Here is a 24,985-nt window from a genome sequence, read left to right as displayed (position 1 = left end):
CTCCTTTCCAATTAGACTGGAATACTGAGCTTATATCATTCTTATGCCTAAGATTAGACACAAGATACGTTTATGTCCTGACACATTAATAAATTTGTTATCGCTATTTATCATTAACTTTATTGATATGCAACAGTAACATTTTTTAAACAAAGATACCAATTTACTGAACTTATGAAATTCGAATCACCACTCATCACAGGCCGCCTTATCAAGCGATACAAACGTTTTCTCGCAGACATAGAACTTGACTCTGGGGAGGTCCTGACAGTTCATTGCCCAAATACAGGTACGATGCTCTCATGTTCAACTCCAGGCAGCCCTGTAGCCCTTTCAATATCTGACAACCCAAAACGCAAGTATCCGCACACCTTGGAGATGGTTTATGAAAATTCCACATGGATTGGTGTAAACACAGCGAGAACCAATGCACTTGTGGCAGAGGCGATTTCAAACGGTTCAATTCATGAATTTGAAAATGTAAGCAAAATCAAAAGAGAAGTGAAAACATCAGATCACACCAGATTAGATTTACATTTAATTTCAGAGAGTTCAGAAATATACATAGAGGTGAAGAACTGTTCACTGGCTGAAGATAGATGTGCCATGTTCCCAGATGCTGTAACAACAAGGGGGACAAAACATCTCAACGAACTTATACGATTATCCCGGGAAGGTCACAGAAGTTGTATCTTTTTTTTAGTGCAGAGGATGGACGTTGACAGCTTCAGTCCCGCAAGCCATATTGATAAAATTTATGCGAAGACTCTAAAAGAAGCTTCAGAGCAGGGTGTATTGCTACTAGCCTATCAGGCTGAGGTTAGTCTAAAATCTATAGATGTTGTTGGTAAACTGCCCCTTATTATGTAAAGAGGCAGTCTGATGCTAACCGATATCTCTTTACATCAATCTATCAAATTGGCGACTCGGCCCCAACGTATGGATTTAAACCGCTCTACCGAGAACAGAGATTTATCAATATCCCAAGACCAGTACAGTATGAAGGCTTTACCCAGGATATCTTTTTGATCAACAAAACCCCAAAATCTGCTATCGTAACTGTTATCCCGGTTATCTCCCATCACAAAAATTCGATCTTCAGGCACCAATACCGGACCAAAGTTGTCCCTCGGGCTTGCATCAGCATCGAGTACTGCAGGAGAACTTACATGGGCATGGGGATCAACTGCAGCGATTCCATTGACAAAGACCTTCTTATTTTTTATCTCAACAGTATCTCCGGGCGTACCAACAACACGTTTTATATAGTCGACTGATTTATCTTTGGGAAACTTGAAGACAACGACATCTCCTTTTGAAGGATCTACTATAGGCACTAATATCTTTCCACTGAATGGAACACGAATGCCGTAGATGAATTTATTAACCAAAAGATGGTCACCAATAAGCAAGGTTGGTAGCATTGAACCAGAAGGTATTTTAAATGCCTGAACGATAAATGTTCTTATAAACAATGCAAGAAGAATAGCGATGCAAATCGCCTCAAAATATTCTCTAAAAACCGATTTGCTCTTACCTATATTAGTCAATGTTAACCTCACCGGGATAATTATTTATTTTACACAACCGAAGACTTGCCAAAAACTACTAGAATTACATACCAATTACAAGCGACTTCCTTTACAGCAATTTAAATTTTAAAGCCAATACCCCATAAAGTGCATCTCCACATCCTAGCATCAATATGTTGTGGAAAACAAAAAGTGCAGGAAATATGAAAATACCTCCAAACCGTATGTTTAATAAGCATTATTCATTATTTATCAGCATTGTTTTTCTTGACAAAGAAATATATTTATGCACTAATAGCTGTATGTACATGAAAAATCAGGTGTTTATTTACCCTTTCAAATAACACCCTTTAGGTAATATCAACTTTTTCAATACAACAAACATGAACTTGCCGTTTACATCTCAAAACGAATTAGTAGTTGGCATTGATATTGGTTCCCACGCAGTTAAAGTCTGCCAACTAAAACGGACATCCGATGGCTATGCAATTTTAGCCTTGGGAAGTAACGTCCTTCCGGAAGGAGCCGTTGATGACGGCACGCTGAATGATCCTGAGCTCGTAGGCGAAATCATTTCTGACATTTTCAAGAACCTCAAAATTCGAAACAAAAAAGTTGGTTTTTCCATCTCAGGCTATTCTGTCATTGTAAAAAAAGTCAATTTGGCTGTTATGGAAGAGGCAGAGCTTGAAGAACATATCATGTCTGAGGCTGAACAGTATATCCCATTTGACATTGATGACGTTTATCTGGATTTTCACGACCTTAAGACTGCTGAAAACGAAAACAGTAAAACCGACGTAATGCTGGTTGCTGCTAAAAAAGATATCGTAGATGACTATCTTCAAATGCTTGAAAGTCTCAACCTGACCGCAGTCGTCGTGGATGTTGATGGATTTGCATTAGAAAATGTCTACGAATACAACTACGAAAAAAACAACAACATTGCTCTCGTTGATATTGGTGCTTCTAAAATGAATATCAACATACTATCCCAAGGTATTTCTGTTGTAGCAAGAGACATCATTGTAGGTAGCAGACAACTCACAGAACAGATACAAAACGTTTTTGATATTGAATTCGAAGAAGCTGAGCAGCTTAAACTTGGGTCCTTACCAGCAGGTGATAAACGTGAGGAGATAGAAGATATTTTTTCGGCCACATGCACTCAATGGATTCTAGAAATCAAAAAAGCAATCGACTTGTATCATTCCAACCACCCTGACCAACCACTAACAAAACTCATTCTAAGTGGTGGTGGCGCTAAAGTAGCTGGCCTTGCGGATTTTCTTGCTCAAGAAACCGAATTGGAAATTGAGCTTTTTAATCCATTTGCACATATGTCTTCAAATACAAAAAAAATTGATCCTGACTATCTCAAAAGCATTGGACCTGAAATGGCCATTGCGACAGGAATAGCCCTCAGGCCCTCAGCTATATAATTTTTATCGTTAAGGTTTAAACACATGTTAAAAATTAACCTGCTGCCCGTAAGGCAACTTAAACGAAGGGCCAAAGCGAAAAAACAGCTTACTGGTGTTATTCTCTTTTTTCTCCTTCTTTTAGCAATGCTAGCAGCTGTTGGATTTATACAGGCTCAAAAGATTTCTAGTTTGCAAACTGAAATTAAGACACTTACAGCCGAGAAAAATTCGTACAGCAAGACTTTACGCGAGATAGAGAATCTTAAAAAAGAAAAGGTTGAGTTCCAACGCAAGACAGATATCATAAAACAGCTTAAGACGGATTCATCTCTTACTGTCAGAGTCGTTGATGAGGTTGCAAATAGAATTGACAATCAGCGAATGTGGCTCACTTCACTCCACCAACAACAATCGACACTTAGCCTATCTGGAATTGCTCTTGATAACCAGACAGTAGCACAATTTATGGACGGTCTGAAAGCCTCACCATTTGTTAACAGTGTAACTCTTACGAATTCATCACTGAAAATCATTTCAGGAAGGAATCTGAAGAGTTTTGAACTCACATGCAGTGTGGCTCAACCCGCACCAGCAGAACCCGAGAATTCTGAGCCTCAATAACGCTCGCAATATTTCTGAGACGACTGTATGAAAACGAGCAATGCCGCTTTAACCAACTTTATAAACGAGAAGTATATACCCCTTGCTCCTCGCGTCAAGGTCGCAATAATCGCAGTAATTTTATTGCTTCCAATTGTGTTGTTTTACTTTTTGTTTTACCAACCAAAAGCCGATAAAATAACATCACTTGACAAGCAAACAATTGAGCTTAAAAAGCAGGTCCAAGAGGCTAAGGCTAAAGCCGCCAACAAAGAACAATTTGAAAAAGAGCTTGCTGATGCAAGAGTAAAGTTTGAGGAAATTGCGGTTCTCCTACCAAAAGATAAAGAAATTCCAAAACTCCTCAAAGATATCTCAGCACTTGGCCGCAATGCGGGACTTGACTTTCTGACCTTCAAACCACTTGCTGATGTACCTAAAGACTTTTATGCTGAGCTACCTGTCTCGATCAATGTCCGAGGTCCGTATCATAATATGGGTTTTTTCTTTGATCAGGTCAGTAAACTCGAGCGAATTGTATCTGTAACTAATATTAAAATGACATCCCCTAAAAAAGAGGGAGGGGAGATGTTGTTAAAATCTGACTGCAAACTGGTCACATATCGATTTACTAATGTCGAGCTACCCAAAAAGCCTAAAAAATAAATTTCGTGAGTTCAATTATGTGCCATATCAAACCAACCATAAGACCAGGACTCTTTAGTAAATCTTGCGTCAACACCATGCTATTTTATGGTGCGCTCTCTATTATAGTACCATCAATAACCCTGGCCAATACACAAGAGATGTTGAGTGAAAACGATTCTAGTGCTGACGCTTATTTCGAATACGTACTAGAAAATCGTCCTGATCCCTTTGTACCTTTTCTGACTGAAAAAGCTGCAACGTCCAATGCTGATATGAACGAAGTAATTGAAAACAATGAGCCACTATCAGGCATGCAATTATTTGAGCCTGGTCAGTTAACTCTTGTAGCACTCATGAAAAGTGGTGCTGAGGACATTGCTATGGTGGAAGATTTCACTGGCAAAGGGTATGTCCTCACTGAAGGAATAAAAATTGGGCGCAGAGGGGTTGTTAAAGACATAGCTCCCAATAGTGTGCTCATTGAAGAAACTGCCGAAACTCGTGCAGGTAAGAAAATCATTACAGAAATTGTGATGATACTTAAGAAAGAGGGAGAAGAATAGAAAATGCTTAAATGGCTCGCACAACTAAAACCAGCTGTTTTCATCGCATTTTGCATCTTATTCACATTTCAAACAGATATTGCAAAATCGGCAGCCGAAGTAACGTACAAAATTAATGACATCAACTCAATTCTAACATCAAATAGCCTGGAGTATACTGTTTTTGGTGATAGTAAACCAGCGTATACGGTATCGGAAAGATTTGCTCCTTTCAGGGTAGTGATAGATATTGCAGGTGCAAAACTCGGGGACGATATTACTCCAGAGAAACTGCAGGTTCCAAGTAACACCTTTAGTTCACTTGAAATCGAAGATTTGAGTGATAAAATGCCAACCATTAAACGGTTCATTTTCACTCTTGCAGATACCCATGATTATGATGTCTCTTTAAGTGATAATAATATAAAGTTATCAGTTAGCCCCGGTAGCTCTAAAGCACTGGTACCAACTACCAACAGCACAGAGTTGCGCTCTCTTACAGATTTCAAAATTGAAAGCACTCCTAACAGTACAACAATAGCAATTATCTCCAATGGACCGATCGACAATTACACAGTCGACACTATTGGTAGCGGTGCTAATAGACCTCCGCGTATGTATATTGACATAGAAGATGTCGCAATTAATGAACTTATTCCTGAAAAGAAAATCGGCTCAAGTGTCGATAAAGTGCGCGTTGCTAAAAGAAACAACGGTGCGCGTATTGTTTTTGATTCTGCTACCCAGCAATTGTTTTCATATACGGTCAATCCATTTGAAAATGGATTGAAGGTTGTCGTTAATGAAACCGGCAATAAAGTGATAGAGCCTGTGCAATCAATACAGGCGTCAACAGTATCTGAAGGTGCTGAAACTACAAGTGATAGTACTCTAGATGAACTCATTGGTTCTTCAGAAAAACTGCTGACCCAAGACCCTGATCAAATTATTGCCAACGCTGCCCAAAGCAAAGCAACTGAACTAGCGGATGGATTTTCATTCTCAGGATACAATAAGCAGCGTATCAGTGTAGATTTTTATAAAATCGATATTCACAATGTATTTCGACTTTTCAGACAGATAACCGATCTTAACATTATTGTTGATGAGGAAGTTAATGGTTTATTAACTCTTGCCTTAACTGACGTACCATGGGATTTTGCACTGGATATTATCCTCAATCTTATGGATCTTAAAAAAGAAGAGAGATTTAACACTGTCGTCATCTATCCAGCGAATAATGATTTTGTTTGGCCTACACGAGCTGAAGATAACCTCGCATTTGAAGCAGATGTTGAAGTTATTGAGCAGGAAGCTCTTATTATTGAAAAAAGCATAAATCAATCACAAGAAGTTGTTAAAGCTAAGGATCTCATGGTCAAAGCACAGGCTCTCGAAAACCAAGAAGAGTTTGAGGATGCTGCCTTTCTTTACTCCAAAGCACTTGAATTATGGCCTGACAATATCAAGATATCAAACCGACTTTCCTCTCTGTACCTTGTTAACTTGGGAATGAACGCAAAAGCAATTCATTTTGCTCGTAAGTCTCTGGATCTTGATCCAAACAATACAACTGCGGCTCTGTATGCTGCTATTGGTTCAGCAAATATGCAAAGGGTTTCAGACGCAAAAGAATATTTTTCTCAGAGCATTAGTGATAATCCTCCCCACAAAGAGGCACTGCTGAGTTATGCCGCTTTTACTGAGAATAACGGTCTAAATGATTCAGCGATCACCCTTCTCAATAAATATGAATCTTTTTATGGTGAAAGCATGGATACAATGGTCAGTAAAGCCAGGATCCTTGATAAAATTGACCGTAAAAAAGATGCTACAAAACAGTATAAGGCTATTTTAAATTCTGGCTATCGATTACAGCCGGATCTCAAAAAGTACATTGAAGGGCGATTGTCCGCCAAAGACCTTTACTAATAACTATGCAGATTGATACAAATTCCAAAATTTCAGTCCAAGAGGTTTTTATGAAGTCGATACGACCTATCACTCTACTCAGTAGCCTCTTGCTACTCTCGGTGACACTCTCTTCATGCGTTCATGATGCGCCTAAGGTAGACAGTCAAATTCCTAATATGCAGGATTCAACTGCTGCCAGTGAACAAATAGTCCCTAAAAATACTCAGCCAGCAACGTTGCCTGTCAAATATCAGACTGCTAGCTATGTAGTCAATGAACAAGCAAAAGAGGACCTTACCACTGCTGATGAAAGTAAGATTAAAGTTGGTGCCAGAATTACCTCTACTCGTGGCCCGCAGCCATTATGGGATATTCTTAAACGACTTGCAGCATTAAAACGCATGAACATTTCATGGGCTAGTGATGTAGATAAGAATGCCCTAGTTGACGTAGACATTAACGCCAACGACGACTTTTTTGAAGCCTTAGACAATTTGTTACGACAAGTTGACTACTTTCATGAAATGAAAGGCAACACAATAATTATTAAATATAAAGAAACACGCCAATTTCAGATTGCAATGCCTTTTACTAAACAAACCTACACAACCAGTACCGGTGGGAATGTCCTTGGTAACAGCGAAACGTCTAACAACGTTGATGGAACAATCAAACTTGCAAGTGAAGATAACGAATTTGATATCTGGGAGAACATTCGTACAAACATTGAGAGTATAATGGAAATTTGGTCCTACCGCCGTGAGCGCGATATGGCTAACGAAGTTGCAATTGATGCAGGTGGTGGTTCAGCTGGTGCCCGTGATTTTACTACTGGCACAACTACCGCAGCTACCGGTACCGCCACTGAGAACGGGGCCGACAATAGCGCATCAGTTTCTGGCCGGTCGACCAATGATGCTGGAGGCCAAGGTTACTATATGATAGATAAACCTGTCGGTCTTATCACTGTAACCGCCCCTAGACCGGTTTTAGAAAAAATTGATTCATACATTACGACATTAAAAAAATCCCTGTACAAACAAATTTCAATCGAAGCTAAGATCATTGAAGTTCAAATGAACGATTCTTCGAGCATTGGAATTAATTGGTCAAGGGTACTCAATAATTTTAACCTCAGTGGCGATGTTGCTTTTGGAAATAACGGCCAGATATATCCATTTACCTACAGTAATGACAATGTAGTTGGAAAAAACACATATTCAGACGATGGTACTTCATATTTTAAAACCATTAATCCAGGGCAATTTATATCTAACATTGCTCTAGACACTGTGGGATTTGATATATTTTTAAATGCTCTCAAAACACAGGGTGATACTAAAATACTATCTAACCCAAAGCTTAGTGTAATGAATGGGCAACCTTCACTCATTACAGTTGGACGAAATGTCACCTATGTTGATTCCATTGAGTCTGACGTCGACACGGACAATGGAGTAATTACATATACTGTTGAAACTGAAAGAATTCTTTCCGGTATTGGTATGGCTCTCACAGCAACTGTTCTTGGCGATAGCGAAATCATAATGAATTTGGTCCCTATTACTTCTGTATTAGAAGAACCAATAGAATATCTGGATGTTGGTGAAAATGGCGCGTCAGTAGGCTTACCAATTATTGCGGTCAGAGAGATTTCCACTACTGTAAAAGTTAAAGATGGAGAGATGCTTGTTATCGGCGGACTGATTAGCGACACTGAGTCTTCAAGTGGTGAATTTGCCCCTTTATTGGGTGATATTCCTATTCTCAAATATCTTTTCGGTTATGAAGAAAAAGAACATATTAAACGTGAATTGATCATCCTCTTACGACCAAGAATAATTTAATTTCGGTTAACGCGAAGTGCCTTCAATAATCCATGATCAGTAAGATGGAATGAATTAAAAGGTTCTGAAAACATTTATATTATGCAAATTACAATTTTGAGCAGGGAGATAAACATGAAGAGGCTGAAATCTTTGGTCATCGGAATTTTAGCACTAAGCTTGGCCGGATGTGGGCAAACTGTGGTCGAAACGCTGAATATTACTGACGGCCCTGCTGCAAACGCACCAGGCAGTGGCAAGAGTATTGTAATTCTTCCTTTTGCAGATTACTCGCAGGGTAACCTGCAATCCGCCCACAGAAGAAGTATGGTCATTACTGAAACCATGACTGATAAACTCATTAGAAATGGTTTTGGATTACCTGTTCAGGAAGATGTCTTTGAGTACCTTGTAGCAGAAGACATTATTCAATTAGCTTCCTATGAGAAGGCTGACACTCAATCCCTTGAAAATGAACTTTCAAATGACTGGTCAGAAACAATGCTCAATGAGATCACTCGTTATAAGGATCAGGTAGAAAATGAAGCCGTTCAGCGTGCAACAAACTCACCAGGAGCACACGGTCTAACAACTAAGAAAGTTGCTAAAATTGGTCGTCATTTTGACGCCGACTACATCGTTCGCGGTCGTATACTTGAGTTTAAAACCAGAGATGAAGCGACATGGGCACCATGGAAGAAGGGTATCCTCCCATTTATTAATGGTGGAACAAACAGGATTATAAACGGCTTTGCTAGCTCTGATGAGTATGATGCTAGAAACGAAGGCTTAACTGGTGCGCTCATTGGTGGTGTGATCGGGTACAACTCTGGAACTTTTCCATTTAGTGGAAGTGACTCATTATTTAGTATGTCCACTGCAGCCTCTAACGCTGTTGTGTGGAGTGCTGCAGGATATGGCGTTGGACAAGTAAGTCATAGAAGTGGAAAAGTTGACCAAGCAGCTGTACAGCTGCGAGTATGGGTACAGGAAGCTTCAACTGGTAATGTTGTCTGGTCAAACCGGGTAAGAGTATTAGTGTCTCCTGAGTCCGTTCTTGCTGACAATCAATATGACACCCTCTTTAACCTTGCGATCGAAAAAGGTGTGACCACACTTGTTGACCACTTCGTAGCTTACGGTATATAGCAGAAGTCTACTTCTATTTACTTAAACAAAAGTGGGGCGTAACATTAATTAATGTTACGCCCCACTTTTGTTTTTACTGCTCATACAACTCTAGTTTTTCTCTTCTTTTTTCTTTTTTGCATTTTGAAAAAGAGCCATAAAATTAACTGGCTCCATTAAAAATGGAACAAAACCACCATCGATTGAAACCTGGCTCACAACTTGCCTTGTAAATGGGAATAGTAGCGTAGGACAATCAACTCCGAGTAACATGGCCATATGCTCTTCTGGGATATTCTTGAGCATGAAAACTGACGCATGTTCAATTTCTAGAATGAACAGGACTTTACTGTCATCTTTTTGGGATACTTTTGCAGTAATCTGTAAAGCAACTTCCCAATGATCAGCATCTATCTGCTTATTGTTCAGTTGTAGATTTACCTCAACAGCCGGATCCCCCTTCATAGTGGTGAAAACTTCTGGGGAGTTAGGATTTTCAAAGGATAAATCCTTAATATACATTTTCTGCATACGAAACTCAGGTCTTGGAGCGTCAGCAGCTTCATTTTCAGCCATAGTACACCTCTATTAGAATGAATAAAATTAATACATCAATGTATTAATAAATACTTACCCACAAGTAAGTGGGCACAAATTTAAAAAAACCTAGTAGTACCTTACTCAGGAAAAGCTGTCATTAAAAACAAGAAATTGAGTGTTGGAAAACTTGCTGATATCACATTATTCACAGATAGCAACCGCAGGGAGACCTTCGAGGTACTTATCCAGCGATACTAAAAATATTCCGCTAGTCGGGTTAGACAGTCATTAATTACTAGAAACAAGTTTTTCAGGTTGTTCAGATACATTATTACTCAATATATCATTGAGAAATTTTCCCGTATACGATTCTTGGCTCTGGGCTATATCCTCTGGCCTCCCAACAGCAACAACCTGTCCTCCACCATCACCACCTTCTGGACCGATATCAATAACCCAGTCTGCGGTTTTAACTACGTCAAGATTATGCTCAATAACGACCACCGTGTTTTTCTGATCAACAAGCCGATTAAGGACATTAAGCAAGTGTTGTATATCTGCCGGATGTAATCCAGTCGTAGGTTCGTCTAAAATATATAGCGATTTGCCAGTACTTCTTCCTGACAATTCTTTAGCAAGCTTAATTCTCTGGGCTTCGCCACCTGAAAGTGTCACAGAAGATTGTCCAAGTGAAATATATGATAACCCTACATCAAACAGTGTCTGCAACCGGTTCTTAACAGGAGGAACATTCTGAAAGAAATCCAGAGCCTCTTCCACCGTCATTTTTAGAACCTCATGAATGTTCTTATCCTTATACCTTATCTCAAGTGTTTCACTATTATATCTCCTGCCTTTGCAAGATTCACATTCAACATAAATATCCGGCAGGAAATGCATTGCTATTTTGTTGACGCCCTCACCTTCACAGGCTTCACACCGCCCCCCTTTAACATTAAAGCTAAATCGCCCCGGCTTATATCCTCTGGATCGTGATTCCGGCAGCTTAGCAAATAAATCCCGTATTGGTCCAAATACACCAGTATATGTAGCAGGATTAGATCGTGGAGTTCGACCAATCGGGCTTTGATCAATATCTATAATTTTATCTATCTGATCTAAACCGGCTAAGCTCGTTTGATTTTCTGAGTGAATATCACGCCTGTTCCTAACCCCGGCTTTAGCAAGCTTAAAAAGGGTCTCAATGACCAGTGAGCTCTTACCTGAACCGGAGACTCCAGTTACACAAGTCATTGCATGAAGAGGAAATGAGACAGCAACAGATTTTAAATTATTGGTCGTACAATTCTTCAATCTAATATTATGCTTTACACCTTTATATACACGACGTCTTTTTTCTGGGATTTCAATGAGTTTTCGCCCAGAAAGATACGCACCTGTTGAGGAGTCTTCACATTCAAGCAAACCATCGACAGTACCACTATAAACGACATTCCCTCCATGTATCCCCGCACCCGGTCCCATATCCAACAGATAATCGGCAGCTAGAATTGTATCAGTATCATGCTCTACAACAATGACACTATTGCCCAGATCTCGTAATTCGAGCAGTGTGTTAATAAGCTTCTGATTATCCCTTTGATGGAGACCAATTGACGGTTCATCAAGAATATATAGTACACCAGCAAGACGAGACCCTATCTGAGAAGCCAATCGAATGCGCTGGGCCTCCCCACCTGATAAAGTACCTGCGCGACGCTCAAGACTTAGATAACCAAGCCCCACGTCTTCTAGAAATGATAAACGATCAACAACTTCTTTTAAAATCGGCTCTCCAATAGTACGTTCACGACTGGTAAACGGTAATACTGGAATAATTTCCAGAAGCCGACTTATTGACATACATGTAAGCTGATAAATTGACCATTCACCGGTTTTAACAGATAAGGCCTCTGGCTTTAACCTGGCTCCTGAGCATAGTGGACAGACTTGCTCATTCATGTATTTACTCAATTCTTCACGAATCATTGAAGACTGGGTCTCATGATACCTTCTATCCAGTTGAGGAATCACCCCCTCAAAGCATTTAACAGCAGACATTACTCGTCTACCCTTCCGGTAATTAAATTCAATTTCTTCACGTCCGGAGCCATAAAGAAAGATTTCCTGAACATCAGCAGGCAACTTCACAAAAGAAGTATCTAAAGACACTTTATAATGCTTGGCCACTGACTCAAGCATATGGCCATAGTATGATTCTTCTTTTTTCCAGCCCCATGGAGCAATCGCTCCTTCTCGGATTGACTTGGTGTCATCTGGAACCACAAGACCAGAATCAAAAAATTGTTTTACCCCAAGCCCTCCACACTCAACACAAGCGCCTTGAGGATTATTAAAGGAAAAAAGCTGTGTTGAAATTGGTGGAAGGGAAATTCCGCAAATATGGCAAGCTGCCATTTCACTAAAAAGTCGTTCAGAATCATCAGCTGGAAATTGAACAAGTAGAAAGCCTTCAGTTAGTTTGACAGCAGTTGTAACTGAGTCAGACAATCGCCTTCTACCACCCTTTTTAATAACCAGACGATCAACCACAACTTCTATGGTATGCTTCTTATTTTTTTCGAGCGCTTCAACATCATCAGCATGCAATATTTCTCCATCAATTCTTACCCTTACAAAACCTTCTTTACGGATTCTACCCAGAAGTTGTTCATGGCGACCTTTGCGTTCGGTCACAAGAGGGGCCAATAATATTATCTTGGTTCCCTCTTCAAGCTTCATAAGCGAATCAACCATATCTTCAATTGATTGCGCTTGAATTTCACTTCCACACTCATGACAATAGGGACGACCACATCTGGCAAAAAGCAATCTTAGGTGGTCATAGATCTCCGTCACAGTTCCAACAGTCGACCTCGGATTCTTACTTGTTGTCTTTTGTTCTATTGAAACTGCAGGAGATAATCCTTCCAGCGCATCGACATCCGGTTTATCCATCTGGCCTAAAAATTGGCGGGCATACGTCGAAAGTGATTCAACATATCTACGCTGTCCCTCAGCATATAGAGTATCAAAGGCTAAGGTAGATTTACCTGACCCGGATAATCCAGTAAAAAGGACAAGCTGATTCCTGGGTAAATCAACATCAATATTTTTCAAATTATGCATCCGCGCACCGCGGATAGACAGAGTCTTTGGTTCCATTATTATTTCAAAGAAAAAAGAGAGGGGGTGAACTACGCGCGCAGAAGAAGGTTATGATCAATTTTAATACAACGATCCATTACAACCAATATACCATGTTCTCGTGCAAGAGAAGCTGCGTCTTTATTAATTATTCCCTGCTGCATCCAGATGGCTTTTGGTAATACTTTAAGCTTTACAACCTGTTGGACCACAGCTAAAACATCTTCAGATTTTCTGAATATATCTACAATATCGATAGCTTCAGGAACCTTGAGCACATCACTATAGCATGTCAGACCCAAAATCTCATCTTGCCCTGGATTAATCGGGTAGATCGAATAGCCGCTCTCTATTAAATAGCGCCCAACCATATTGCTTGGACGCTGTTCTTTTGGGGACAAGCCAACGATTGCTATTGATTTACTTGTTTCAAGTAATTCAGCTATATCATTATCTGAGTTTAACGATTCGAGAGATTGCATAATGGACTCACATGAATTTGATGATGGAGTTAAAGAGGGCTATAAATGAACAGATATAATGAGGAGCCCATAGACAAAAGTCAAGATAGCAATTATATAAGTAATCCATATTTATATATTGATTAAGAGACTATTCTACCGGACAGGATGTATAATTACATCTTGTTTAACATCGCCACACGAGGGGAAATTCAATGAATTTTCAAGATATTATTTTAGAGCTCAGTAATTATTGGGCTGAACAGGGCTGTCTTATTCAACAACCATATGACAATGAAGTCGGCGCTGGAACTTTCCACCCTGCAACCCTACTTCGTGCGCTTGGCCCTGAACCATGGAAAGCTGCATATCCGCAACCCTCAAGACGCCCAACCGATGGTAGATATGGTGACAATCCAAACCGACTCCAACATTACTACCAGTATCAAGTCGTTCTCAAACCATCACCTATTAATGTTCAAGAACTCTATTTAGGCAGTTTAAAACGATTTGGTTTAGATCTGCTTGATCATGATATTCGTTTTGTGGAAGATGACTGGGAATCACCCACCCTTGGTGCCTCTGGTCTTGGCTGGGAGGTGTGGTTAGATGGCATGGAAATTACCCAGTTCACCTATTTCCAACATGCAGGATCCATAGAGCTCCATCCGACTACCGTTGAGATAACATATGGACTTGAGCGAATTGCCATGTATTTGCAGGGAGTTGAAAGCGTCTACGATATACAATGGAATAATGAAGTCACCTACGGAGAAATATTCCATCAAGCCGAAGTTGAATTTTCTACATTTAACTTCGAAGAAGCAAATGTAGAGAAACTTCTCTACTTCTTTGATAGCTATGAAGAAGAGGCCTTAAAGCTTGTGGCAAAAAATCTTATTTTACCTGCATATGACTACTGCTTGAAGTGTTCACACACTTTCAATCTCCTCGATGCAAGAAAAGCAATTAGTGTCAACGAACGCACACGATATATCGGAAGAATCAGAAATATTGCCCGAAAAGTTGCTGAGGCCTATGTAATACAGCGCGAAGAAATGGGACATCCACTCATTAAAGACAATACATAATCGAAACTTTCGATTGTATGCCTTTGTAACCCACCCCATAGACTCAAAAAGGCCGATAATCACTATAATGATTATCAGCCTTTTTAATTCTTATATAGGGTAGAGCGTACTATTATAGGTAACTGTTTGTCCTGTACCACTTTATTATATCATCCAGCTCTTCTCCAACTCCCTGTCTTGACTCAAAACCAAGAAGTCTCTTTGCCTTATCAGTGTTAAAACTACGGTCCTTTGTAAAAAAGTCGACCCGTCTCCTATAGAGTGGAGGCTCTATTCCAAATGGCGAACAAATCATCTCACACAATGTTCCAGCCATCTGCATTGGTTTTACAGGTAGCTTAATCCAGGGCTTTCGAACATTACAACGCTCTGCAATCATTTGAGCCAGATCCTTAAGGGGCATCACAGTATCCCCTGCAATAATAAACACTTCACCATTTACATCTGTATGTTCCATAGCGAGGATAAAGCTCCGAGCCAAATCCCGAACATCCACAAAGTGAACTGTCGCCTCTCCTTGACCAACATAGAAAAATCTTCCCTTTGCTATCATAGAAAAGAGTTTTAAGGTTCGCATATCTCCAGGCCCGTAAACCATACCCGGACGAATGACATTGCCACCGATCTTGCCAGACTTAAAATAATCAAGAGCGATCAACTCTCCTTCCATTTTAGTCTGCTGATACATGTCTCCAGGTTGATATGGAGTGTTTTCATCGGCCGGAGGATGTTCAATATGTCCTAGAACTCCAACGGTTGAGCAATGTATAAAACGTTTAATTCCTGCTGAAACACAAGCATCAAGTAGAGTCCTTACTCCTTCTGCATTAATCCTGCGAAAAACCTCTTCCGGAAAACCCTGTTGACGAAAAAGTGCAGCTATATGATATACCCCACTAATACCTTGTAACACTTCCGGGTATACACTTGGATCCGTGAAATCTGCTTCAACAACCTCAACTCCAGTGAGATCACCTTCTAATTTCTGACCACCAGGACGCACCATGGCCCTTACGAGGACGCCCTGTTCTACCAATACACGAACGAGATTACTTCCTACAAAACCTGCCGCACCTGTAACTAAATATCGTTGTTGTGTCATTATAATTAAACTATAATATAAGATTATCCATGCATACCGGTATGCATCATAAAGGAGAATTTGTGTTCAACTGAAAAAACGTAGATTACGACAAGAAAACATAAATTAGTGGACTAACAGACTTCTTTCATGACCTTTAAAGTTGGCGGAAGTGCATGGGAATCGAACCCACCTAACGGGCTATTAACCCGCTACACCGGATTTGAAGTCCGGGAAAGCCACCAGTGCCCTATCCACTTCCACTTGCTTAACGCACAAAGAATTTAGTATACTATTAAGAGTTGACCTTGAAAACAACTTTTTAATATATTAGTATGATTTATTCAAATAGTGAGATGAATCACTAAATAATATTTTTATTATCCCAAATTGAGGAAATCCTCCCACCCACCTATGCAGTGCGAAAGACTAATAAAACAAATTAAATCCTGGTATATTCACGTAAAAGACGAAACCATGGCCCCTGCGCGTATGGTTTCTTTCATTGAGCAACACATTGATACGTGTGATATATGCCTTAGCGACCCCGATTTAAAAGACGAAGTTGCAAAAATCACAGAACTCGTTCTTCCCGAGTCTAAAATCCCTAAAGCTGTTCGCCAACAAAACAGCAAACTCAAGGCTGAAGAAGAAGATTCTGAAGACGACGAGCAGGGAGAAGATGACGAAGATGAGACAAGTTCCGATGAGCTTGATGATGAGCAAGAGGAAGATCTTAATCTTCAGGATGAAAACACAGCACTTTAGTACCTTACTCAGGAATTGTTTTTGAAATCCTAAGTTTAATCTTACCACCAGATAGTGAACGCAGTGAGACCTTCGAGGCGCTTATACCCCCCTTGTGGGGTGTTAGTACCTTACCCAGGAAAACCTGTCCAAAAAAACAGGTAGCGTAGACTCCGAGAAACTGAGTTGAGGTAAATTCATTGTTTCGAGTAATTCACAAGGTACTTATCCCGTTTATCGGGGTTAGTGCCTTACTCCAAAAAATCTGTCATAAGAAACTGTAAAGATACATCTTTCATCGATGACAGTTGCCCCTTTACAGGGATTCTTTACGTTAACACACAGTCTGTTCACAACAAAGTCAACTAATCTGCCCATTCAACGAGTTTTCCACTGATAAACTCATTAATCTGTTGTTGTTCTTCATCCCCCTTTCCTTCTACGATCAAAGGCTCACCAAAAGCAAAGTATGCCTTTTTCATTGTGTTAATTCGCCCAAAGTCCTTAAACCTATTCCCATTCTCCCAACAATCAGTTTTTAAGGCGAGGGGAACAACAGCAACACTCGCTTTTTTTGCCAACTTCACACCAATCGAACTCATCTGAGAAGGATCAAAATCATGTGATCTTGTCGTCTGAGGGAAAACGATAATTGAAATTGATCTCTTGATGCGCTCAACTCCTTCTGTCATTACAGTTTTCAAATCTTGACGAGGATTGGTACGAGTAAGAGCAATAGGATTTCTTGACCGCATGACATACTTAAAAACAGGATAGTCAAGCAGCGATTGTTTTACGACAAAGGTCACTGGCTTTATAGGCTGGATAAACCCAGGCAATAGCAGTGTCTCCATCATGCTCATATGGTTGCCAACTATTATAACTGGCCCCTGATTATTTTTTAAATTTTCTAGCCCAGTTACTTCAACGCAAACACCGACTGCCTCGAGGGCTTTAAGAACCTCATTGCTACTCTTCACCCAATCCTTATCACCGTAACTTCCCATTTTTGCTGTTCTACTTGCTTTGAATACAATGAAAAGGAGAGAACAATAAAAAGAAAAACTAGAAAACCATCGCGACCATAAAGAAACCCTGAGATTTGGACTTGAATACGGAAGATTTTGTTCGATTTTAGGCATAACCCTCTCAAAAGTCATAAATTGTTAATAAATGAGCCTTTAGCAAAAATAGGATTTTCGTTCAAGATTGAGGCATGTGAAAAATTTTACCACAGGTATATCTTTAATATTCCGAGGATAAAATTTTGAACAAAACGAAAAGATTGGGCGAAAAGACACTTTTGCAAGCGGCTCAAATGAGTATCTTATACAAAACCTAGCACAATATCATAATCTTCTAGCTCTTTACAACCACCATTTATCAAACGCAAGCAACTATGATTTTTTACTGGTAACCAGTTATGCTGATCCAGCTGTGAAATTATAAAAAACATAATTTTAGCGAACAACTCTCCTAAGAAACCAGGGAAATTCCGGATACCCGAACATTACGACTCAGGCTCCGCAATTACGGACACCTCAGGTTACTTATACATTAAACTGTATCAAATAGGCTAACCCCGACAAACTGGATAAGTACCTAGACCTCAGTACGTTCACTTATCTGGAAGTAATTTTAAGATCGCAATGTTAAAGGTTCTCCAGTTTTCTCGGAGTCTACGCTACCTGTTTTTTACGACAGGCTTTCAGGATTAAGACACTAAATACATTCGGCATGGCATTAACCAAACTTATCCAGCCAATCTGTAGTAACAACAGTATCAAGATCTTCTAACAGTGCTCATACAATACTACTCGCATCATACACCAGGCATATTTTTTGCTATAATTTATACGTTTAATTTATTATAATGACAATTAAAGTCTAGTGATTTCACAATATAGTGCTTAGTATCGTCCACAAGCTACCATACCCTCGTTAAAGTGGTCATATTCTTTTAAAGTATAGATACCAATAATTGGAGTGAAAGCTGTAAATGGAAACCCCAAGTCCTCAAGTCGCCAACGTTAAACAAATAGTCGACATTGTATTACGCAGGAAGGCAATAATTGCTTTTGGCATATTAATTGGTCTAACAGTAGGCTTGCCATACTACCTCACTGTCCCTAAAGTCTACCAGGGAACAGCACTACTTAGCTATCAACAACAGAGGATCAACCCAAACAGTATGTCCCCTGACGAGCAGGAACAACTCCAGGATATTGTCTCAACGCTTACAGACATTGTAACCAGCAGGACCAGCCTTGAAAAAATAATCAAAAATGAAGATCTCTACTCTGGAATGAGGGAAAACCTCCCCATGGAAGATGTAGTAGTAAGCATGCGCAAAAAAATTAATATTACTCCATCACGTAGAGGCGACACCTTTGTCATTACATACGAAACAACTGATGTCACAAAAGTAGCAAGAGTCACCAACAGTATAGCATCGGGATTTATCGAGGAAAACCTAAAGTACAGAGAGGATAGAGCGGCTGACACTTCTGCTTACACCAAAGACGAACTTGAGATGGCTAAGGAGATCCTTGATAAGAAAGAAGCAATTATGCGGGATTACAAACTACAGCACTACAACGAAATGTCTGAACAACTTCAGGTAAACATGGCACGTCTCAACTCGTTACAAGAGCAGTACCAAGGTAGACAGGAATCCATACAAGAACTTGAACGTACCCGTGTGCTTATACGCGACCAGATAGAAGTACGCAAACAGGTTTTAGCAGGTATGATTAACAACCCTGCCCCTAGTAATAATAGACCAGTGCAGGCCGAAACACCCCAGGCAAGCCTACTACGACTGCAAAACACGCTCAAAACACTCCAGGAACGCTATACAGACCAGCACCCGAAAATCAAAAGCTTAAAAAGAAAAATTGCTGTTCTTGAAAAACAAACAGCAAATCCCATTTTAAGTGAAACAGCCACCGACACACCCGCTCCACAAAACAGGCAGAATTTCGATGCAACCCTGTTCGATCTTGAAAATGAAATTAAAGGTATAGGGCTCAGTATACAAAGATTAAACAATGAGAGAGTTGAAATAAACAAAGCTATAAAACAGTACGAACAATGGGTAGGAGCAACACCAATACGCGAGGCGGAGTGGTCAGCCTTAACACGAGAGCACGGTGAGTTAAGAAGACACTATGATTTCCTTGTTTCTCAAGACTTGCAGGCTGGATCAGCTTTAAACCTTGAAAGAAAACAGAAAGGCAGTCAGTTTAAAATTGTCGACACAGCAACAACACCTGTCAAACCCATTAGGCCTAATTTTATTAGGATGATTGCTATAGCTCTCGCTGGTGGGGCAGGTGTTGCTGGAGGAATTATTGTTGGCTTAGAATTTCTTAATACAACCTTCAGAGATCCTGATTTACTCGAGAAAACATTTGGCATCGAGGTGATTTGCTCTGTACCCTACATCCCACTCAAGAGTGAAACAACCAAAAGTCGAATCATCACATCTCTTGGAACGGCGTTTGTACTCAGCTGGGCAGTATCTCTTTGCATTGCTATGCTTTATTTATGGCAAAGAGACCTTATCATTCTGTAGTCAAAAGCAATTAGACCGTACCAATTTCTTCTGCAAGGCTAAACACTTTATTAAAATGTCAATTAAGCAAGAAACAAGCTCCAGCCGAGATAGAGATAATGATAAACGACACGACAAGACACAAACATTTCAAAACCAAATTGTGGCGATAAACTATGTATCGTAAGTATTACGGCCTTAAACATAAACCATTTGAACTCGCACCAGTTGGTGGGAGAGTCTATTTGAGCGAAGGACACAGAGAGGCTTTAGCAACGCTTCGTTATGGTGTTATCGCTAATAAAGGTTTTTTGCTGCTAACAGGAGGTGTTGGTACAGGTAAAACTACTGTCCTTAACACCCTCCTGGGAATGCTCAAGGATAAAGTGCGTCTCTGCGTACTCAATAACCCAAAACTCAGTAAACATGAGTTCTTCTCGTTTATTTCTAAAAGTCTAGGTATTCCGTATAAAAAGAACAAAGGTACATTTATTCTCGATTTTGCTAAATATCTTAAAGATTACTCAAAAGAAGGTGGTAAAGTACTGCTGATAATTGATGAAGCTCAGGCGTTTCCAATTGAATTGCTTGAGGAGATTCGCCTTCTCTCAAACCATGCAGGGGAAGATAACGCCCTTAGCATATTTCTCATTGGCCAACCAGAATTGCAGGACCAACTTGCAGACCCACTTCTTCTTCCACTCAGACAGAGAATAGGTTTACGACACCATTTAGAACCTCTTTCAGAGAGTGACACTGCCCAATACATCGCCTATCGACTCAATAAAGCGGGGGCTGTGAACAGCGCACTATTTAACACAGAAGCCGTAGCATTGATTCATAAAGAAAGCAGAGGCAACCCTCGACTTATTAACATCATTTGTGACCATGCACTTATCTCAGGCTTTAGCGGTGACCTGCGAATTATTAATAAAAACACAGTTGCAGATGCCATAAATGAAATTAAACTGCATAAAGAGAAAAAGCTTCAAGCATCAGACCTACAAAAAAGAAACTATTTCACTCGAATGTTTAACGGGAAAATTAAAATCCCAAAAACCTTAGCTTACTGCGCTTTTATACTAATCTGCATAGTATCAATCGTACTAACCCTCAATATATTTGCACCTCAAGATTGGTGGCGAAACTTATTAGAGAGCATAAATTCAATAATACAAAAATTTACATAGGTTATACAGTAATGGGGAAATTTTCCACAGCGCTTGAAAAGGCAGAACAGCAGACCACAGAGATAGAAACTCAAGGGGGGGAAGAAGAATGGCTAAAGCCCGAAAAAATTGAAAAAATTGTGCCTGAACCCGTAGCTCTGACAGCTGACACAATCAATTCCCCAACCAACAGTCCATGGAACGCTCGCCTTTTCAAAGCTATTAATGAAGACACATCAATCCCCGAGATCTTTAAAGTTTTAAGGTCCAGAATATTACATCCTCAAAACCATACAGGGCCCATTAAAACGGTAATGGTCACTTCTGCTGTCCCCAAGGAGGGCAAAAGTTTTACCTCTGCCAATCTCGCGATTTCCCTAGCTCAAGGACTCGACCAACACTCACTACTTGTTGACTGCGACCTGAGAAGACCATCCCTTGCAAACCTCCTTGGCATTTCTGCAACATCAGGCCTGGTTAACCACCTGCGAGACAACACTCCACTACCAAGCCTTATAATGAAAACAACTATCGACAAGCTATCGATAATTCCGAGCGGCAGACCACCTCTCAACCCTTCTGAACTGCTCAGTTCCTCAAAGATGAAGGCGCTTTCAAACGAGTTATCTCAAAGATACGACGACAGAATTATCATTCTGGACTCCCCTCCCATGATGGTTGCTGCCGAGTCAGCAGACCTTGCAGGGCTGGTCGATGCGATCATCTTAGTCGTAAGAGAAGGGATGTCTAAAAAAAGTGAAATTCAGAAATCAATTGACGCAATAGGAAAGAGTAAAATACTAGGCATGGTCTACAATGCTCAGAAAAGCAATATCTTTGACAAAACCTATTCAAAAAAATACAATTACTACCAGTATGATTCTTAATCTCTAATTGCATCTATTCATTGCTACGGCGCCCCAGTGGGCCATCCGTAGCACAATCAAAATCATCCCTCTTATATTTTTCTATTGCTTTAACTCGTTGAGCAATTTCTCAGCATCCTCTCGCTCAGGAAACTCTACATTTTCACTAAGTAGCCGCTCGAGCACTTCTACAGATGTTTCAGGTTGATCGCCCCCACGCAGTGCAAGCGCCAAGTGATACCTCATTGTTGGATGATCTGGTGCTTTTTCCAGTGCAAACTCAAATTGCGTTTTTGCAAGGGAGTACGATTCTCTTTTAAGGTGCACCCAGCCAAGTGTGTCGGCAATTGCTGGAGAATCCGGGTTGACCTGCTTAGCACGCATTGCGAGCATTAGTGCTTCTCCAAGGTCACCATCCGGATCTGATGCGACCAACCATGCAAGATTGTTTGCAGCTGGAGAAAAATCTTCTTTCAGTTTAAGTACCTTCCGGTAATGATTCATGGCCTCTGCGTTTTTTCCCTCTAGCTGTAACAGATCGGCACTCCCCATATGCGCGGCTATTGTATTTGGCCACTTTTCGAGAACAGTAGTATAGCGAGCCATTGCTTCATCATTTTTACTGAGCTTGCGTAACAACTGCGCTTCTGCCATATACGCCTTAACATCGCCAGGCTGCAGCTCTTGAAGCTTCGTATAAACCAGAAGAGCCTCATCAAACTTTTCCTGCCTAATTAATATTTCAGCAAGTACCAGATACAACCTTTCGTTTTCTGGTGCAGCTTCAATTTGTTGCCCTACAAACTCCTCACCACCACTAAGTTCATTTTTAAATTTAGCATTTAAAAGAAGCATGACTGCTTGAGTGTTGCCTGGTTGTAAATCGAGAAGTTCCACAAGGTACCGTTCTGCTTTTGCATCTTCTTTCTGACCTAAATGAGCAACAGCTAAATTACCGAGTACTTCAACATTTCCGGCAACCTGGCTATTAATGTTATCCAATAATTGTATTGCCTGTTCGTATTTTTTGAGATCTATCAGCGCACGACTCAATATAAGAGCGGACCTGATATTTTTGGGATTGAGACGAAGTGCAATAATAGCTTCCTTCATTGCATCTTCAAAAGATCCTTGCGTTTGAAATATTTGCGCGAGCAGGGTGTGGTATTTAGCGTTCCGTCCATATTTCTGAATTGCTAACTCTACAGCATTTTGAGCGAGATCGACCTCCTGCAACTCTAAATGAGCAAGGCTTAGATAAAAATATGGCTCCGCCCACTCAGGAAAATCTTTATTAAGCTCTTGCAACAAGTTCAAACCATCACGCGTCTTGGCCTCATTAAGCAAAAATCGTGCTTTTACAAGCTTTACTCCACCATGACCAGGATGAGTCTTCTCCAATTCATTCAAAATTATCTTTGATTCTTCAAACCTTTTTTGATCAAAAAAGAGCGTTGCTAAAGCCGCAGCAAGATCAGGATTCTCTCCATCAACCGCTCTCGCCTCTGAGAGAAGCGACTCTGCCTGCTCTTGCTGATTATTCTCTCTATAAAATTCAGAGAGTTGTAGCTTGAAGCCTGCATTCTCCGGTGCTATTTCAACAAGCTTCTCTAACTGCTGCAACAACAATTCCTTGTTATTAACAGAGCGGTAATAGTTGGCAAGCAATTGGTAGACGACAGGATCATCTGGGAACTGATGTACCATTTTATTCAACAGTGCTTTAGCCTTCTCTTCATCCTGAGTTTTTTGATAAAGCAATAAAAGCGTCCTGTAATTACTCAGGTTCTCTTTATTCAATGCAATGGCATTATTGAATGCATCTTCTGCACCCTCCCACTGCTCCTGAGCAGCAAATATTCGCCCTTTTACATTTTGCAATGTATCTGATGTATCAACTTTGGGACCAATTTTCTCCAGTGCACCAATGGACTCTTCGTAGTTCCCTTCCACCAACTCAAGATTTGCGAGCAATGTTAACGCCTCTAGGTGTTCAGGATCCAACTCTAAAATATGTTCTATTCTTTGTCTGGCCTCTTCTGTTTGCCTGGTGACCATATAAAACTCTGCCACCTTTAGGCTTGCATCAAGATTTTCCGGCAACAAATCTGCAGCTCTAAGAAGCGACTGAAAGGCTTTACGTGGTTCTTTTTCTTCAAGGTAGAGCAAACCTAACTGGTAATGCGCATCTCCATACTTGGCATCTACCTGCAGTGCATTTCGTAACTGAATGATTGCGGCTTGCCGATCATCATTCTGAATATATTCAATCGCACTTTGATAATATTCCACTTTATCTTTTTCAGGTGCCGAGCATGCGACCAGGCAGCAAACAAATAATAGACCGCACAAATTGAAAGTTTTTTTGATTAAGACCATATCGCTCTCCATGAGCAGAAAAACATTTAAAATAAGAAGCCGTTACCTTCTGACCCCAGCACCCCAAGATGGTAATCTTGGCTATAGAACTAGGCGGATAACGATTGCAGATTATGGATTATCCCCACTAAACTACTACAATTATAAAGAACATATTTACATTTTAAGCAATAATTAACCGTTTGTTAGGTTTCAAATATCATTTATCCATTATAATTTGAATCTGGTGTACGGTCTAACGGTGACAAAACGTTAGAAATATGATTTTATGTAAACTAATTTTTGCAATGTTACATGATAACCATTGTAGCCAACATAACCCGAGAGGATTGCT

General features: G+C 40.2%; 20 protein-coding genes and 1 tRNA gene. 13 read left to right on the top strand and 8 right to left on the bottom strand.

Going from position 1 to position 24,985, the window contains the following annotated elements; all coding sequences use genetic code 11:
- Positions 1-174: 174 nt before the first annotated feature.
- Positions 175-870 carry a DNA/RNA nuclease SfsA gene (gene sfsA / locus ACX6CI_RS23560; protein ID WP_458776091.1) on the top strand — a complete coding sequence of 232 codons (696 nt, stop codon included), beginning with the start codon at positions 175-177 and terminating at the stop codon, positions 868-870.
- A 35-nt stretch (positions 871-905) separates the two neighbouring features.
- On the opposite strand, the gene lepB is transcribed toward sfsA, so the two are convergent.
- Positions 906-1,550, bottom strand: coding sequence for a signal peptidase I (gene lepB, locus ACX6CI_RS23555; RefSeq protein WP_458776090.1), 645 nt, complete (start codon positions 1,548-1,550; stop codon positions 906-908).
- A gap of 365 nt (positions 1,551-1,915) precedes the next feature.
- Between lepB and pilM the strand changes: the two genes are divergently transcribed.
- The 7 genes from pilM (at position 1,916) to ACX6CI_RS23520 (ending at position 9,635) form a co-directional block, all read left to right on the top strand.
- Positions 1,916-2,974, top strand: coding sequence for a type IV pilus assembly protein PilM (gene pilM, locus ACX6CI_RS23550; RefSeq protein WP_458776089.1), 1,059 nt, complete (start codon positions 1,916-1,918; stop codon positions 2,972-2,974).
- Positions 2,975-2,998: 24 nt separating this feature from the next.
- The gene (locus ACX6CI_RS23545) at positions 2,999-3,577 is read left to right on the top strand and encodes a PilN domain-containing protein (protein WP_458776088.1); all 579 of its coding nucleotides are present in this window, start codon (positions 2,999-3,001) and stop codon (positions 3,575-3,577) included.
- Positions 3,578-3,604: 27 nt separating this feature from the next.
- Positions 3,605-4,222 carry a type IV pilus inner membrane component PilO gene (locus tag ACX6CI_RS23540; RefSeq protein ID WP_458776087.1) on the top strand — a complete coding sequence of 206 codons (618 nt, stop codon included), beginning with the start codon at positions 3,605-3,607 and terminating at the stop codon, positions 4,220-4,222.
- A 17-nt stretch (positions 4,223-4,239) separates the two neighbouring features.
- Positions 4,240-4,767 (top strand): pilus assembly protein PilP, encoded by a 528-nt coding sequence (locus ACX6CI_RS23535; protein ID WP_458776086.1) that lies wholly within the window; start codon positions 4,240-4,242, stop codon positions 4,765-4,767.
- Positions 4,768-4,986: 219 nt separating this feature from the next.
- The gene (locus tag ACX6CI_RS23530) at positions 4,987-6,678 is read left to right on the top strand and encodes a hypothetical protein (protein ID WP_458776085.1); all 1,692 of its coding nucleotides are present in this window, start codon (positions 4,987-4,989) and stop codon (positions 6,676-6,678) included.
- Between the two features lie 50 nt (positions 6,679-6,728).
- Positions 6,729-8,507, top strand: coding sequence for a pilus (MSHA type) biogenesis protein MshL (mshL, locus tag ACX6CI_RS23525; RefSeq protein WP_458776084.1), 1,779 nt, complete (start codon positions 6,729-6,731; stop codon positions 8,505-8,507).
- A 114-nt stretch (positions 8,508-8,621) separates the two neighbouring features.
- Positions 8,622-9,635 carry a hypothetical protein gene (locus ACX6CI_RS23520; protein WP_458776083.1) on the top strand — a complete coding sequence of 338 codons (1,014 nt, stop codon included), beginning with the start codon at positions 8,622-8,624 and terminating at the stop codon, positions 9,633-9,635.
- A 90-nt stretch (positions 9,636-9,725) separates the two neighbouring features.
- On the opposite strand, the gene secB is transcribed toward ACX6CI_RS23520, so the two are convergent.
- The 3 genes from secB to ACX6CI_RS23505 all read right to left on the bottom strand — a co-directional run bounded on the left by secB (position 9,726) and on the right by ACX6CI_RS23505 (position 13,783).
- Complete coding sequence (secB, locus tag ACX6CI_RS23515) at positions 9,726-10,190, bottom strand: protein-export chaperone SecB (protein ID WP_458776082.1); 465 nt, start codon at positions 10,188-10,190, stop codon at positions 9,726-9,728.
- A 252-nt stretch (positions 10,191-10,442) separates the two neighbouring features.
- Positions 10,443-13,319, bottom strand: coding sequence for an excinuclease ABC subunit UvrA (gene uvrA / locus ACX6CI_RS23510; protein WP_458776081.1), 2,877 nt, complete (start codon positions 13,317-13,319; stop codon positions 10,443-10,445).
- A gap of 32 nt (positions 13,320-13,351) precedes the next feature.
- A complete protein-coding gene (locus tag ACX6CI_RS23505; protein ID WP_458776080.1) occupies positions 13,352-13,783 on the bottom strand; it encodes a CoA-binding protein in 432 nt (143 codons plus the stop codon).
- Positions 13,784-13,977: 194 nt separating this feature from the next.
- Between ACX6CI_RS23505 and glyQ the strand changes: the two genes are divergently transcribed.
- Entirely contained in the window at positions 13,978-14,853 is an 876-nt protein-coding gene (gene glyQ / locus ACX6CI_RS23500) for a glycine--tRNA ligase subunit alpha (RefSeq protein ID WP_458776079.1), read from the top strand.
- Between the two features lie 112 nt (positions 14,854-14,965).
- Here the strand turns inward: glyQ and ACX6CI_RS23495 are convergent, their stop codons facing one another.
- Both ACX6CI_RS23495 and ACX6CI_RS23490 read right to left on the bottom strand, forming a co-directional pair.
- Positions 14,966-15,955 (bottom strand): NAD-dependent epimerase/dehydratase family protein, encoded by a 990-nt coding sequence (locus ACX6CI_RS23495; RefSeq protein WP_458776078.1) that lies wholly within the window; start codon positions 15,953-15,955, stop codon positions 14,966-14,968.
- 143 nt (positions 15,956-16,098) lie between these two features.
- Positions 16,099-16,196, bottom strand: a tRNA-Sec gene (locus ACX6CI_RS23490).
- 215 nt (positions 16,197-16,411) lie between these two features.
- Here ACX6CI_RS23490 and ACX6CI_RS23485 point away from each other — a divergent pair.
- Positions 16,412-16,702 carry a hypothetical protein gene (locus tag ACX6CI_RS23485; protein WP_458776077.1) on the top strand — a complete coding sequence of 97 codons (291 nt, stop codon included), beginning with the start codon at positions 16,412-16,414 and terminating at the stop codon, positions 16,700-16,702.
- A gap of 344 nt (positions 16,703-17,046) precedes the next feature.
- On the opposite strand, the gene ACX6CI_RS23480 is transcribed toward ACX6CI_RS23485, so the two are convergent.
- Complete coding sequence (locus ACX6CI_RS23480; RefSeq protein WP_458776076.1) at positions 17,047-17,823, bottom strand: lysophospholipid acyltransferase family protein; 777 nt, start codon at positions 17,821-17,823, stop codon at positions 17,047-17,049.
- 857 nt (positions 17,824-18,680) lie between these two features.
- Between ACX6CI_RS23480 and ACX6CI_RS23475 the strand changes: the two genes are divergently transcribed.
- The 3 genes from ACX6CI_RS23475 to ACX6CI_RS23465 all read left to right on the top strand — a co-directional run bounded on the left by ACX6CI_RS23475 (position 18,681) and on the right by ACX6CI_RS23465 (position 22,293).
- A complete protein-coding gene (locus ACX6CI_RS23475; protein WP_458776075.1) occupies positions 18,681-20,258 on the top strand; it encodes a GumC family protein in 1,578 nt (525 codons plus the stop codon).
- A 155-nt stretch (positions 20,259-20,413) separates the two neighbouring features.
- Complete coding sequence (locus ACX6CI_RS23470) at positions 20,414-21,427, top strand: ExeA family protein (RefSeq protein WP_458776074.1); 1,014 nt, start codon at positions 20,414-20,416, stop codon at positions 21,425-21,427.
- Positions 21,428-21,438: 11 nt separating this feature from the next.
- Positions 21,439-22,293 carry a polysaccharide biosynthesis tyrosine autokinase gene (locus ACX6CI_RS23465; protein WP_458776073.1) on the top strand — a complete coding sequence of 285 codons (855 nt, stop codon included), beginning with the start codon at positions 21,439-21,441 and terminating at the stop codon, positions 22,291-22,293.
- 81 nt (positions 22,294-22,374) lie between these two features.
- On the opposite strand, the gene ACX6CI_RS23460 is transcribed toward ACX6CI_RS23465, so the two are convergent.
- Entirely contained in the window at positions 22,375-24,651 is a 2,277-nt protein-coding gene (locus tag ACX6CI_RS23460) for a tetratricopeptide repeat protein (RefSeq protein ID WP_458776072.1), read from the bottom strand.
- Positions 24,652-24,985: the final 334 nt, after the last annotated feature.

This window comes from Desulforhopalus glucosivorans (assembly GCF_054397165.1).
Note: the sequence above shows the minus strand (reverse complement) of the source record. Positions and strands in the feature narration are given on the sequence as shown.

Coding starts and splice junctions, on each gene's coding strand:
- sfsA (WP_458776091.1), top strand. CDS start 175: ATGAAATTCGAATCACCACTCATCACAGGCCGCCTTATCAAGCGATAC.
- pilM (WP_458776089.1), top strand. CDS start 1,916: ATGAACTTGCCGTTTACATCTCAAAACGAATTAGTAGTTGGCATTGAT.
- ACX6CI_RS23545 (WP_458776088.1), top strand. CDS start 2,999: ATGTTAAAAATTAACCTGCTGCCCGTAAGGCAACTTAAACGAAGGGCC.
- ACX6CI_RS23540 (WP_458776087.1), top strand. CDS start 3,605: ATGAAAACGAGCAATGCCGCTTTAACCAACTTTATAAACGAGAAGTAT.
- ACX6CI_RS23535 (WP_458776086.1), top strand. CDS start 4,240: ATGTGCCATATCAAACCAACCATAAGACCAGGACTCTTTAGTAAATCT.
- mshL (WP_458776084.1), top strand. CDS start 6,729: ATGAAGTCGATACGACCTATCACTCTACTCAGTAGCCTCTTGCTACTC.
- ACX6CI_RS23520 (WP_458776083.1), top strand. CDS start 8,622: ATGAAGAGGCTGAAATCTTTGGTCATCGGAATTTTAGCACTAAGCTTG.
- secB (WP_458776082.1), bottom strand. CDS start 10,190: ATGGCTGAAAATGAAGCTGCTGACGCTCCAAGACCTGAGTTTCGTATG.
- uvrA (WP_458776081.1), bottom strand. CDS start 13,319: ATGGAACCAAAGACTCTGTCTATCCGCGGTGCGCGGATGCATAATTTG.
- ACX6CI_RS23505 (WP_458776080.1), bottom strand. CDS start 13,783: ATGCAATCTCTCGAATCGTTAAACTCAGATAATGATATAGCTGAATTA.
- glyQ (WP_458776079.1), top strand. CDS start 13,978: ATGAATTTTCAAGATATTATTTTAGAGCTCAGTAATTATTGGGCTGAA.
- ACX6CI_RS23495 (WP_458776078.1), bottom strand. CDS start 15,955: ATGACACAACAACGATATTTAGTTACAGGTGCGGCAGGTTTTGTAGGA.
- ACX6CI_RS23485 (WP_458776077.1), top strand. CDS start 16,412: ATGGCCCCTGCGCGTATGGTTTCTTTCATTGAGCAACACATTGATACG.
- ACX6CI_RS23480 (WP_458776076.1), bottom strand. CDS start 17,823: ATGCCTAAAATCGAACAAAATCTTCCGTATTCAAGTCCAAATCTCAGG.
- ACX6CI_RS23475 (WP_458776075.1), top strand. CDS start 18,681: ATGGAAACCCCAAGTCCTCAAGTCGCCAACGTTAAACAAATAGTCGAC.
- ACX6CI_RS23470 (WP_458776074.1), top strand. CDS start 20,414: ATGTATCGTAAGTATTACGGCCTTAAACATAAACCATTTGAACTCGCA.
- ACX6CI_RS23465 (WP_458776073.1), top strand. CDS start 21,439: ATGGGGAAATTTTCCACAGCGCTTGAAAAGGCAGAACAGCAGACCACA.
- ACX6CI_RS23460 (WP_458776072.1), bottom strand. CDS start 24,651: ATGGTCTTAATCAAAAAAACTTTCAATTTGTGCGGTCTATTATTTGTT.